Source organism: Pseudomonas sp. R9.37, from assembly GCF_963878885.1.
Taxonomy (GTDB): Bacteria; Pseudomonadota; Gammaproteobacteria; order Pseudomonadales; family Pseudomonadaceae; genus Aquipseudomonas.
This window is the reverse complement of sequence record NZ_CAWNZA010000047.1, coordinates 114,576-126,095: the sequence shown is the minus strand read 5'-3', so window position 1 is coordinate 126,095 and position 11,520 is coordinate 114,576. Positions and strand designations below refer to the sequence as shown.

The window sequence follows — 11,520 nt, the reverse complement described above, 5'->3', positions numbered from 1 at the left end:
GTTGTTACTCAGATCGCTTTGAGCGTGCCTTTTGGCAACGTGGCGGCGATGGCGCCCTTCTGGAACTTCATTTCTACGGTGTCGGAGACTTCCAGAACCACGAAAGCATCGGAAACCTTGGTGATCTTGCCGGCGATGCCGCCAGTGGTCACAACTTCGTCGCCTTTTTGCAGGCTGCCCAGCAGGTTTTTCTGCTCTTTGGCGCGCTTGGCCTGTGGACGCCAGATCATCAGGTAGAAAATAACCAGGAAGCCGACCAGGAAAATCCACTCAAAACCACCGCCCATAGGGCCGGCAGCGGCAGGCGCAGCGGCGTCAGCCATGGCGTTAGAGATAAAAAAGCTCATTTAGCACTCCAGTTGCAAATAGTGAATCTTAGGGTCGGAAAACTCAGTCCAAGGGCGGCACAGGGAGCCCGCGCTTGGCATAGAAGGCATCGACGAAGGCGGCCAATGTACCCTGTTGAATAGCCTCGCGCAAACCAGCCATCAGGACTTGGTAGTGACGCAAATTGTGGATGGTATTCAACATGCTACCCAGCATTTCCCCGCACTTGTCCAGATGGTGCAGATAAGCGCGCGAGAAGTTCTGGCAGGTGTAGCAGTCACAGGTGGGATCCAGCGGCGAATCATCATGGCGATGGAACGCGTTACGGATCTTCAGCACGCCTGTATCGATGAACAGATGCCCATTGCGGGCATTACGGGTTGGCATCACGCAATCGAACATGTCCACACCGCGGCGCACACCCTCTACGAGATCCTCCGGTTTGCCAACGCCCATAAGGTAACGAGGTTTGTCAGCCGGCATCAGGCCCGGCAGGTAGTCCAGCACCTTGATCATCTCGTGCTTGGGCTCGCCCACCGACAAACCGCCGATGGCCAGGCCGTCAAAGCCAATCTTGTCCAGGCCTTCCAGCGAGCGCTTGCGCAGGCTTTCGTGCATGCCGCCCTGAACGATACCGAACAGCGCCGCGGTGTTGTCGCCGTGGGCATTCTTCGAACGCTGAGCCCAGCGCAACGACAGCTCCATGGAGATACGCGCCACGTCTTCGTCCGCCGGGTACGGCGTGCATTCGTCAAAGATCATCACGATGTCGGAGCCCAGGTCGCGCTGCACCTGCATCGACTCTTCCGGGCCCATGAACACCTTGGAACCGTCGACCGGCGAGGCGAAGGTCACGCCCTCCTCCTTGATCTTGCGCATGGCGCCCAGGCTGAACACCTGGAAACCACCGGAGTCGGTGAGGATCGGGCCCTGCCACTTCATGAAGTCATGCAGGTCGCCATGCTTCTTGATCACTTCCGTGCCCGGGCGCAGCCACAGGTGGAAGGTGTTGCCGAGGATGATTTCGGCGCCGGTGGCGACGATGTCACGCGGCAGCATGCCTTTGACGGTGCCGTAGGTGCCCACGGGCATGAAGGCCGGGGTTTCGACGGTGCCGCGCGGAAACGTGAGGCGACCACGACGAGCCTTGCCATCCGTGGCCAACAATTCAAACGACATACGACTCATAGTTGTTCCTCAGGGCCCGCTTCTTTAGGAGCAGTCGGCGCAGGGTTTCGGGTGATAAACATCGCATCACCGTAGCTGAAAAAACGGTACTCGTTGGCGATGGCAGCTTGATAAGCGGCCATGGTTTCCGGGTAACCGGCAAATGCCGACACCAGCATCAACAGCGTGGATTCCGGCAAATGGAAGTTGGTGACCAGGCAATCGACCACATGAAACGGCCGGCCCGGGAAGATAAAGATATCGGTGTCGCCGCTGAACGGCTTGAGCACGCCATCACGCGCCGCACTCTCCAGCGACCGCACGCTGGTGGTGCCCACCGCCACAACACGACCGCCGCGCGCCTTGCACGCCGCTACCGCATCCACGACTTCCTGGCTGACTTCCAGCCACTCGCTGTGCATATGGTGGTCTTCGATGTTATCCACACGCACCGGCTGAAACGTGCCGGCCCCCACGTGCAGGGTCACGTAGGCACTTTCGACGCCCTTGGCAGCAATCGCATCCAGCAGCGGCTGGTCAAAGTGCAGCCCGGCCGTCGGCGCGGCAACCGCACCCAAGCGCTGCGAGTACACCGTCTGATAGCGCTCGCGGTCCGCGTCCTCGTCGGGGCGGTCTATATAAGGAGGCAACGGCATATGGCCGACGCGTTCCAACAGCGGCAACACCTCTTCGGCAAACTTGAGTTCGAACAGCGCGTCATGGCGCGCGACCATCTCGGCCTCGCCACCGCCATCGATGAGGATGCTCGAACCCGGTTTCGGCGACTTGCTGGAGCGCACATGGGCCAGCACACGATGGCTGTCCAGTACCCGCTCGACCAGAACTTCCAGCTTGCCGCCGGACGCTTTCTGGCCAAACAGCCGTGCCGGAATCACCCGGGTATTGTTGAACACCATCAAATCGCCTGGGCGCAAATGCTCAAGCAAATCAGTGAATTGACGGTGTGCGAGGGCACCGCTCACCCCGTCCAGGGTCAGCAGTCGACTGGCGCGACGCTCGGCCAAAGGGTGGCGAGCGATCAGCGAATCAGGGAGCTCAAAAGTAAAGTCAGCAACGCGCATGATGGGGTTCGTCTAGCAGGGCCGGGAAGTCTAGCGGAAATAGTGAAAATAGACCATGAAACGTGATTGACCAACGGTAATCTCATCTCTATACTTCGCCGCCATTGAGCCCTGATGGCGGAATTGGTAGACGCGGCGGATTCAAAATCCGTTTTCGAAAGGAGTGGGAGTTCGAGTCTCCCTCGGGGCACCATCTTAAAGAAAGACCTTGAAATTCAAGGTCTTTTTTTTCGCTTGTGAAAAAGTGAGCAGGCACAGACGAACGCAGATCTTAAGGAGCAGGGACCATGGAATTGACGCTGGAAGCTGTTGCCCTTTTTGCTCTCAAGCTGGTGTATGAGACCGAAGGCGCGAGCCCGATTCTGCGCGATGACTTGGTCATGGATGGGTATGAGCGGGAAGTGTTTGGGTTGTTGGTACGTCAGGGGGATTTGGCCACGATTCAGCTCAAGCTTGATGAATGCCTGACGTTAGCACTCGACTCCCTGGGCGGCCCAAACACGGTGATGGGGCGTGAGCTGCAACGGCTCGCGGTGGACGTGCGCCAAGCACCGACACTCGAAGCACTCGACGCCCCGCTCAACGCACTCAAGGCCTACCTCAAAGCCATCCTGTGACGCGCTACTTACCGCCGCCCTTCAACCGCCATTCGCACCGCCAACCCCATCAACACCGAGCCCATCACCCAGCGCTGCGCCACCTGCCAAACCGGGCGGGTGACGAAGAACACCGCGATGGAGCCCGCCATAACGGCAATCACCGAGTTGACGCTCACGCTGATGGCAATCTGCGTAAAGCCCAAAATCAGCGATTGCGTCAGCACGCTGCCATGCCCGTTAGGGTCGATAAACTGCGGCAGCAACGACAAATACATCACCGCCACTTTAGGGTTCAGCAGGTTGGTCACAAAGCCCATCATGAACAGCTTGCGCGGGCTGTCCTGGGGCAAATCCCGAACCTGAAACGACGAACGACCACCCGGCTTGACCGCCTGCCAGGCCAGGTACACCAGGTACAACGCCCCGCCGAGCCGCAGCGCGTCGTAGGCAAACGGCACCGCCATCACCAACGCGGTAATCCCCAATGCCGCGCAAAACATATAAACAAGGAAGCCCAACGCAACGCCGCCCAGTGAGATCAACCCGGCCGCGCGCCCCTGGCAAATCGAGCGGGAAATGAGGTAAATCATGTTCGGCCCAGGCGTGAGCACCATGCCGAGTGAGATCAGGCCGTAGGCCAGCCAGCTGGACAGTTCGGGCATGGTGTCGCTCCTTAAGAGTTGTGCTGGGCACCATGGTAGGGCGTTGAAAAGCAGGCCGTTAGATACAGATCCGCGAGCAAAACGTCATACACATAGACAAAAAAAGAGACCTTGGCGCCCCAAGGTCTCTTTTACTGCTAACACTGACTCAACGGATGCACACCCTCCAATGTGGAAGCTGGCTTGCTGCGAAGACGCCAGCAGCCACACCCTCAACTCACCCGCCTACACACCAACAGCGTCACCCTCCTCCATCACCCCATTCGGCAACATCCCATTGGCCAAATCATCCACCACCGCCTTCGCCATCTCCCCCAAATAATCCGCTGCCCAGGCGTAGCGATCCGCGCTGTTGTTCTTGGCGGCATCCAACGCGAGCATTTTGGAACAGTGCAGCAGCTCGGAGGCGTGCTCGAGGGCATCGCGGATGGGTACGCCGGAGTTGACGCGGAATACGCGGTGGAGGTTGGGCTGTTGGCCCCCTTTTTAATTATCGTCGCTAACAGGATGACTTTTCCCACGCAAACCACCGAACAAACCCGACATCAACCTCTGATCCCCCCTCGTACGCTCACTCCCTCGCACAAGGAAGTGAGCCCGTCATGTCAGAACGCGCGTACCCCATCACCGAAGAAGAACAACTCAAACGGCGAATCCTGATTCCGCAGCCGAAACGGGAGCCCTATTCGCCGCCGATAGACTTATTCAACTCGGCACCTGCCCCGGCGCCTACGCCCGTAAAGCTTCCGGGCTGCGTGTTCACCAAACCCTGCCAACTGCCCGACGGCATCATTCGCTACAACGACCCCACCGGTTACGTACCGCTGGAGCTGATCAAGGATTACGGCCACTTCAGCCTGTTGGGTGGGCGCGAGGTGGACAGCCGAGGCGCGGTTGCTTTGCGCAAGATCAGCGGCAGCGCCCTGCCCGTTGGGTTAGGGCAGTTGGCGTTGCGCTCGGCGGTGGTGGAATCCGCAGCCACCGCAGCCACCGCTGCTGGCACTGTAGCCGGTGGATTATTGGCCGGTTTGGTGGCGCTGGCTTGGCCGTCGGAGCTGGGTGATAGCGCGCTCTACAGCGAGGAGCAATTGCGTTCGCTGCCACGGGCGCGGTCGCAGATGCGTTTGCATGTGGAGCAGCGTGAGGACGGCACGCTCAAGGGGTATGGGTTTTACACGGGCAACCATGCCGATTGGCAGATGATTGATGTGGTGCAATTCCAAAGCCGTGGCGACCAGTTTGTGGCGGATTTGGGTGAGGGCGTGGAGCTGATCTGGACGCCTGCGGTTGATCGAGGGATACGCTGGGTATTCCGGCATTGGAAGCTGCGCCGCAAGCGCCGGTGATTTGGATTTACCCGCCGACGGAGAAGGCCGCGCAGATTCTGGTGAACCCGATTTATCCGCCGCAGTATCGGGATTTTATTCTGGTATTCCCGGTGGAATCGGGGGTTCGGCCGCTGTATGTGGTGGTTAATGAGCCGCGGAAGGGGTTGAAAAACCCGGATCATGATTACTTTCCTGCCCCAAGAACCGAGGACATCACTGGCTTCCCAGGTTTGATAGCACAAAAGAAAAAGACTCGAAAACGGAACGGCGGCGGCCTTCGTGAGCGCTGGAAGGATGCCAAAGGGCGAAAGCTCTTCGAGTGGGACTCAGAAAAAGGTGAGCTGGAGGTCTATCGATACAGCGATATCAGCCACCTAGGCTCATTTGATCCCTACACCGGAGAGCAACGAGGTCCGGCAAAAGACGAACGACGCATAGAAAAATAAACGGAGATTTGATTATGGTGATGAAGGTACGGCTGGAATGGTTCGACAAACTAACCGAAAACTTGGAGGCGGATGAATACTCAGCCAACGTTGAGGAGGACAGCATTCTCAAATCACTCGACTTACACAATGAGCCTCAAATTTTTTCCGGGGGATTCAACGTTCTCCCAAATTGGATAACAATTATTCAGCCACACTTCCGGCATTTGATAGAGCCAAGCCTTTTCGACTACCAAATTTCCTTCCACTACCAAGGTGCTTGGCCGCCACCTCCAAAGCAGCCTAGGAAGGAATACTGATGCAATGAAAAAAAACCTCCTCTACCGCTCAGTCAACACGCGCACCCACGGCGTGCGCCACGGTAGCTGTTTCGCTTATCGCTATGAACGGCATACCAAAAAAGCAAAGCGCTCACTGTCCACCCGCGGTTCAATGCACAGCCATCAACGACATGGTTTTGACTACACACCGCTATTCCGATTTCTCCTGTCCAAAGTTGGTCAGCCATGGGACAAGGTATTCAGCGAAGCCAACGCTCGACTGGATCGCTCGGAGCCCGTGTTCTGGATAGTTGCGCTGCATGAAAGCGACAAAGACGAGTATGTGCTGTTAGGCGACTCCAGCTATTACAGCGGTTTGTGGGTCGACGAGTCGGGCTTACTGCAAAAGGTTAACCCCCAATTGACGCCCGAACAGATGAAGCCAAGTTGTGACTGCTGCACCCACACGTTCAACGGTGTGGTATTCCCGAAGGCACTTGCGCGCAAGCCGTGAAGCTCAGCCGCGCGCGCAGACCGCCCTGCTCCAGATTTTGCAGCGTAAGCCTGCATCCAATCTTCCCCACAATCATCTCCACAATCGCCAACCCCAACCCCGCGCCGTTAGCGTTATCCCGGCTATAAAAACGCTCAAACAACCGCTCCATTTCCGCTTCATCAATCCCCGGACCTTGGTCTTCCACGCTCAAGCAGTCAGCGCCGATCACCACTTTCACTTCACTGCCCGCAGGCGAAAAGTTAAGCGCATTGGTCACCAGGTTCTGCAGCGCAATCGCCAACGCCACCGGCTCGGTTTGCACCCAGCATTCTTCTTCACCTTCCAGCACCAGCTCCACACCCTTTTCCATCGCCAGTGGCGTCAGCTCAGCCAGTTCTTCGCGCACCAGTTCCGTCAGTTGCACAGGCTTACACACGGGGTTGTTCAGTTGCGGCTCGATGCGCGCCATGGTCAGCAACTGGCTGCCAATTCGCGTAGCGCGATCCACTCCGTTCACCAAAAAATCCAATGCTTCGCGCCGTTGCTCTTCGGTCGCAGCGCTTTGAGCGTTCTGCGCGTGAATGCGCAAAATCGCCAGCGGCGTGCGCAGTTCATGCGCTGCATCCGCGATAAAGCGGCGTTCACGCTCGAGCAGGTCATCCATCTGCACCAACAACCGATTAAGCGCGGTTTGCATCGGTTCCAGATCAGTCGGCAGCGGCTTGAGGTGCAGCGGTTGCAAGGTGTCGGTGTTGCGCCCGCGAATCGACAGCACCATGGCGCGCAGGGGTTTGAGGCCCCAGCCGATGGTCAGCCAGATCAACACGGTCAGCAGCGGCACGCCGATCAAGGTGGGCCAGAGCGTGTGGCGCACGATGCGTTCGATCAGGTCCTGGCGAATGTCGTCGCGCTCGCCCACCCAGATCAGCAAGCCCTGCTGCGGGTCGGCGAGGAGGAAGGCGCACCAGTCGTTGCCGTTCTCCATTATGTCGTGGGAGCCGAGGGTAGTCGGCGGCGCAGCCAGCACAGGCGCCTCGGCGGAACGCACGAGGAGTTGACCGTCGGTGCGCCATACCTGGAAGGTCAAGCGGGTTTCATACGGATGCGCGACGCCGTCTTCACCGACGCGGCTCATGGCCTGGTCGAACGCCTGATACAACCTGTCCCAATCCGCTTCGCCTGGGTCGCGCTGGCGCAGTACGCCTTGCAGCAGGCGCGCACTTTGGGCGAGTTGAGCGTCGTAGACTTCCTCGATTTCATGGTGGCTGTCGCGCAGCACCAGCCAACTGATCAGCGCGTCGCCGAGCAAAATAAACACCAGCACCGGAATGAGGATGCGTGCGCGAACGGAAGTCATGGGTTGAGCGCCAGCACGTAGCCGACGCCGCGCACGGTGCGGATCAGCTCGGTGGATAACTTTTTGCGCAGGTTATGGATCAGCACTTCCAGGGTGTTGCTCTCCACCCGGTCCTGCCAGCCATACAGCGCGCGAGACAGGCGCTCGCGGGTCACGACTTTGCCGGGGCGCACCATCAGTTGGTGCAGCAGCTGGTATTCCATCGGGGTGACGATGATGCCTTGATCCTGATAACGCACTTGCTGGGTGGCCGGGTCGAGGCTGACGCCAGCGTGCTCCAGCATTGGCTGGGCACGGCCCTGGCTGCGTCGCAATAGGGCGCGCACGCGGGCTTTGAGTTCTTCGACGTCGAAGGGTTTGATCAGGTAGTCGTCGGCGCCAGCGTCCAGGCCGGCGATACGTTCGGCGGTGCCGTCGCGGGCGGTGAGGATCAGCACCGGCAAGTCGTATTGCCCGGCGCGCAGTTGCTGCAACAGGTCGAGCCCATCGAGGCGCGGCAGGCCGAGGTCGAGCAGGAGCAAATCGAAACTTTCGGTGCGCAGTGCGTGCAGGGCGCTGAGGCCATCCTGCAGCCAATCCAGGGTGTAGCCTTCAGCGCCCAATGCCACGCGAATGCCCTGGCCGAGGGCACGATCATCTTCGACTAGGAGTAGGCGCATTGCGGAATCTCTGTAGGAAACGGCGGAATGATGCCGGTTCTGCAGCGGCCCCTTCGGGGAAAGATGTTACGGCGCGTTGCCAACTAAGGTTGCGCTAAGGTTGGTTTTGCACTGTGAAATCTCCCACATCTGCTGAGAGCTTTTCCATGCGCAAAATTCTCCTGCTGTCCCTGGTTATCGCCAGCCCCATGGCCCTCGCCGGCCCTCAGTGCACCACCGCCGAACGCTCGCAGTGGCAAGACGAAAAAGCCTTCCAGGACACGCTCAAGGCTCAAGGGTATGAGATCAGCAAGTTCAAGGTCACCGACGGCAACTGCTACGAGATCTACGGCTTCGACAAGGACAAGCGCAAGGTCGAGATCTACCACGACCCGGTCACCGGCAAGGCCGTGAAGACTGAGATCAAGGGCTGATGGCAGGCGAATCCCTGCGCCTGTGGGACCCGTTGGTGAGGCTGTTTCATCTGTCTATCGCCGGGGTTTTCGTCGCCAACTACTTCTTTAACGAAGCGGGCGACGACTGGCATGTGTGGCTGGGCTACTACGCCATGGCCTGGTTGCTGGTGCGACTGGTGTGGGGGTTCGTAGGACCGCGCAGTGCACGTTGGTCGGATTTCTGGCCATCGGCTGCTCGACTCAGTGCCCATGTGCGTAGGGTGTTGGACGGACGAGGGCTGCACCGCCTCGGTCATTCGCCCATCGGCGCGCTGGTGATGCTGTTGATGATGTCGGCGCTGCTGACCCTCGGTATCAGCGGTTTCCTGATGCAGGAAGTCGACGCGTTATGGGGCGCCGACTGGCCGCTGCAGGTCCACGAAACCGCCGCCAATGTGCTGCTGGGTCTGGTCTGTGTGCATGTGCTGGCCGCCGTGTATGAAAGTCTCCAGGTGAAGGACAACCTGCCGTTATCCATGCTCACCGGTCGCAGGAAACGCCTGCCGGATGAGCGTGCGCAGTAATCCTTTTCCCCAACAGGTTCTCTATGCGCTCCGCCTTACTGATCTGCAGCCTGCTCGCGGTGTTTTTCGCCGCCTGGCAAAGCCATCCGCCGCACGTGCTGGCGCCGTTTGCCCAGGCGAGCCCGAGCACATCCAAGGTCTCGACGGCGCCGCAATACACCAGCCGCTTTGTGTCCTCGCAACTCACCGACTTTGTGCACGCTTCCTCCGTCACCGCCCTGCCTGGCGGCGACTTGATGGCCGTGTGGTTTGCCGGCAGCCGCGAAGGCGCCGCCGATGTGCAGGTGCGCACCGCACGGTTTGATGCGCGCAGCGGCGAATGGGGCGCCGAGCAGGTGCTGGCCACGCGCGAAAGTACCCGCGACGGCACGCAGCGCTACATTCGCAAACTGGGTAACCCAGTGATTGCGCTGGGGCCGGATAAACGCCTGTGGATGTTTTATGTGTCGGTGTCGGTCGGCGGCTGGGCCACCAGTGCGATCAACGTGATGGTCTCCACTGACCTCGGCGCAAACTGGTCGACACCGCGGCAATTGGTGACCTCACCGTTCTTTAATATCAGCACGCTGGTGCGCGCCGCGCCGGTGTTTCACGCCGACGGTTCGATTGGCTTGCCGGTGTATCACGAGTTCATGGGCAAGTTTGCCGAGTACCTGTATTTGAGCCCCGACGGCGCGGTGATCGACAAATTTCGCATCAGCCGCGGCAAGCACTCCCTGCAGCCGACCATCGTGGCGCAGGACGGCCAGCGCGCCGTGGCGATGTTGCGCTACGCCGGCGAAACCCATCACCGCGTGCTCGCCAGCCGCACCATCGATGCCGGGCAAACCTGGAGCGAGCCGTACCCGTTGGAGCCGGCCAACCCCAACTCATCCCTGGCGGCAGTGGCAACCGAGGATGACGGTTTGCTGGTGGCCCTCAACGACCTGCAAGACGGTCGCTTCAAGCTCAGCCTTTACGGGACCAACGCCCAGTTCAGCCAATGGCGCACGGTGGTGGAACTGGACCAGTCGCCCGACCCGCTCGGCCAGCCGTTCTCCCACGCGGCTTACAAAGAAATCATCGGCGAGGGCTTTCGCGCCTCCAGCGGCGCCAAGCGCTTGGCGCTGGAACAACGTTTTCTGAGCAACCTGGATTACCGCGTGTGCAAACCGCGCGGCTGTGATTTCGAGTACGAGTATCCGTATCTCAGCCGTAGCCCGGACGGCATGTACCACGTGGTGTACTCGTGGAATAACACCTTTATCAAACATGTCAGCTTCAACGAAGCCTGGCTGGCGGAGCATTTGTGATGGTTTCTGTGTGGCAGGCCCATTTGTGTTTTGTGCTGCTGGGGTTTGTGCTCCTGAGCAGGGTTCGCTTTACCGCACCCTGGCGGCCATGGCTGCTGCCGATGCTGGTGGTGCTGAGTTTTATCCCGGTGAATAAACTGCCATTGGCGGCGTACGTGCGCAGCTTTACCGATGACCTGGCGATCAGCACCTTGGTGTTGCTGGCGTGGGTAACGCTGTGCCGATTGGGCGTGGTGCAACCGGTTAATCGCCCACATCAAGTGCAGCTGCTGGTGCTGTTTGGCGCGCTGAGCCTGCTGCTGTATCCCGCCACGATGGGCCTGACGTATTACGACCCTTACCGTTGGGGCTTCAACCCGCGGCCGATGATTGTGCTGGTGGGCGCGGCGGCGTTGCTGCTGCTCTGGCTGCGCAACACGCTGGCGGTGTGGATGCTGGCAGTGGGCACCCTGGCCTTCGCACTGCGGCTCAAGGCGTCGGAGAACTATTGGGATTACCTGATCGATCCGCTCCTGGCGGGCTATTGCGTAATCGCCGGGTTAATGCAACTCAACCTGTGGGAGCGGGCTGGCTCGCGAATGCGGCGTGTCAGGCAACAACTTTGGCACTGATAAACCGCTTTCGCGGGCAAGCCCGCTCCCACCTTTGATCAGCGTCGTTTTGGAGATTGGGGAAGGGTCACCGATGGCGGTCCGCTCCTGGCGGGCTACTGCGTAGTCACTGAGTTAACACGATCCAAACTGTGGGAGCTGGCTTGCTCGCGAATGCGGCGTGTCAGGCAACAACTTTGGCACTGATAAACCGCTTTCGCGGGCAAGCCCGCTCCCACCTTTGATCAGCGTCGTTTTGGAGATTGGGGAAGGGTCACCGATGGCGGTCCGCTCCTG

General features: G+C 59.5%; 13 protein-coding genes, 1 tRNA gene and 2 pseudogenes. 9 read left to right on the top strand and 7 right to left on the bottom strand.

Features of this window, described 5'->3' with window-relative positions; all coding sequences use genetic code 11:
* Positions 1 to 8: 8 nt before the first annotated feature.
* Genes yajC through queA form a run of 3 tightly spaced genes read right to left on the bottom strand, consistent with a single transcriptional unit; the run spans position 9 to position 2,576 of the window.
* On the bottom strand, positions 9 to 347 hold the full coding sequence (gene yajC, locus AACU78_RS24550) for a preprotein translocase subunit YajC (protein ID WP_003175975.1): 339 nt from the start codon (positions 345 to 347) through the stop codon (positions 9 to 11).
* A 43-nt stretch (positions 348 to 390) separates the two neighbouring features.
* The gene (gene tgt / locus AACU78_RS24545; RefSeq protein ID WP_003175976.1) at positions 391 to 1,506 is read right to left on the bottom strand and encodes a tRNA guanosine(34) transglycosylase Tgt; all 1,116 of its coding nucleotides are present in this window, start codon (positions 1,504 to 1,506) and stop codon (positions 391 to 393) included.
* Between the two features lie 5 nt (positions 1,507 to 1,511).
* Positions 1,512 to 2,576, bottom strand: coding sequence for a tRNA preQ1(34) S-adenosylmethionine ribosyltransferase-isomerase QueA (queA, locus tag AACU78_RS24540; RefSeq protein WP_106578265.1), 1,065 nt, complete (start codon positions 2,574 to 2,576; stop codon positions 1,512 to 1,514).
* Positions 2,577 to 2,684: 108 nt separating this feature from the next.
* Here queA and AACU78_RS24535 point away from each other — a divergent pair.
* Both AACU78_RS24535 and AACU78_RS24530 read left to right on the top strand, forming a co-directional pair.
* Positions 2,685 to 2,769 (top strand) — tRNA-Leu (locus AACU78_RS24535).
* Positions 2,770 to 2,863: 94 nt separating this feature from the next.
* Positions 2,864 to 3,193, top strand: coding sequence for a hypothetical protein (locus tag AACU78_RS24530; protein ID WP_106578264.1), 330 nt, complete (start codon positions 2,864 to 2,866; stop codon positions 3,191 to 3,193).
* 8 nt (positions 3,194 to 3,201) lie between these two features.
* On the opposite strand, the gene AACU78_RS24525 is transcribed toward AACU78_RS24530, so the two are convergent.
* The gene (locus AACU78_RS24525; protein WP_106578263.1) at positions 3,202 to 3,837 is read right to left on the bottom strand and encodes a LysE family translocator; all 636 of its coding nucleotides are present in this window, start codon (positions 3,835 to 3,837) and stop codon (positions 3,202 to 3,204) included.
* 225 nt (positions 3,838 to 4,062) lie between these two features.
* Positions 4,063 to 4,317 (bottom strand): annotated as a pseudogene (locus AACU78_RS24520) (DUF3077 domain-containing protein); the annotation flags it as partial.
* Between the two features lie 122 nt (positions 4,318 to 4,439).
* Between AACU78_RS24520 and AACU78_RS24515 the strand changes: the two are divergent.
* The 3 genes and pseudogenes from AACU78_RS24515 (at position 4,440) to AACU78_RS24505 (ending at position 6,385) form a co-directional block, all read left to right on the top strand.
* Positions 4,440 to 5,611 (top strand): annotated as a pseudogene (locus AACU78_RS24515) (S-type pyocin domain-containing protein).
* Between the two features lie 14 nt (positions 5,612 to 5,625).
* The gene (locus tag AACU78_RS24510) at positions 5,626 to 5,910 is read left to right on the top strand and encodes a colicin E3-like toxin immunity protein (RefSeq protein ID WP_106578262.1); all 285 of its coding nucleotides are present in this window, start codon (positions 5,626 to 5,628) and stop codon (positions 5,908 to 5,910) included.
* A gap of 4 nt (positions 5,911 to 5,914) precedes the next feature.
* The gene (locus AACU78_RS24505) at positions 5,915 to 6,385 is read left to right on the top strand and encodes a hypothetical protein (RefSeq protein WP_106578261.1); all 471 of its coding nucleotides are present in this window, start codon (positions 5,915 to 5,917) and stop codon (positions 6,383 to 6,385) included.
* On the opposite strand, the gene AACU78_RS24500 is transcribed toward AACU78_RS24505, so the two are convergent.
* Together AACU78_RS24500 and AACU78_RS24495 are read right to left on the bottom strand one after the other, a co-directional pair.
* Complete coding sequence (locus tag AACU78_RS24500) at positions 6,342 to 7,724, bottom strand: ATP-binding protein (RefSeq protein ID WP_106578260.1); 1,383 nt, start codon at positions 7,722 to 7,724, stop codon at positions 6,342 to 6,344. The two genes, AACU78_RS24505 and AACU78_RS24500, sit on opposite strands and share 44 nt — an antisense overlap.
* Positions 7,721 to 8,383 carry a response regulator gene (locus AACU78_RS24495; protein WP_106578259.1) on the bottom strand — a complete coding sequence of 221 codons (663 nt, stop codon included), beginning with the start codon at positions 8,381 to 8,383 and terminating at the stop codon, positions 7,721 to 7,723. The genes AACU78_RS24500 and AACU78_RS24495 overlap by 4 nt, the downstream gene beginning before the upstream one ends.
* Positions 8,384 to 8,529: 146 nt before the next feature.
* On the opposite strand from AACU78_RS24495, the gene AACU78_RS24490 reads away from it, so the two are divergent.
* Genes AACU78_RS24490 through AACU78_RS24475 form a run of 4 tightly spaced genes read left to right on the top strand, consistent with a single transcriptional unit; the run spans position 8,530 to position 11,244 of the window.
* On the top strand, positions 8,530 to 8,796 hold the full coding sequence (locus AACU78_RS24490; RefSeq protein WP_106578258.1) for a PepSY domain-containing protein: 267 nt from the start codon (positions 8,530 to 8,532) through the stop codon (positions 8,794 to 8,796).
* Positions 8,796 to 9,341, top strand: a complete 546-nt coding sequence (locus AACU78_RS24485; protein ID WP_106578257.1) for a cytochrome b/b6 domain-containing protein — start codon at positions 8,796 to 8,798, stop codon at positions 9,339 to 9,341. The genes AACU78_RS24490 and AACU78_RS24485 overlap by 1 nt, the downstream gene beginning before the upstream one ends.
* A 23-nt stretch (positions 9,342 to 9,364) precedes the next feature.
* A complete protein-coding gene (locus AACU78_RS24480; RefSeq protein ID WP_106578256.1) occupies positions 9,365 to 10,633 on the top strand; it encodes a sialidase family protein in 1,269 nt (422 codons plus the stop codon).
* On the top strand, positions 10,633 to 11,244 hold the full coding sequence (locus AACU78_RS24475; RefSeq protein WP_106578255.1) for a hypothetical protein: 612 nt from the start codon (positions 10,633 to 10,635) through the stop codon (positions 11,242 to 11,244). The genes AACU78_RS24480 and AACU78_RS24475 overlap by 1 nt, the downstream gene beginning before the upstream one ends.
* Positions 11,245 to 11,520: the final 276 nt, after the last annotated feature.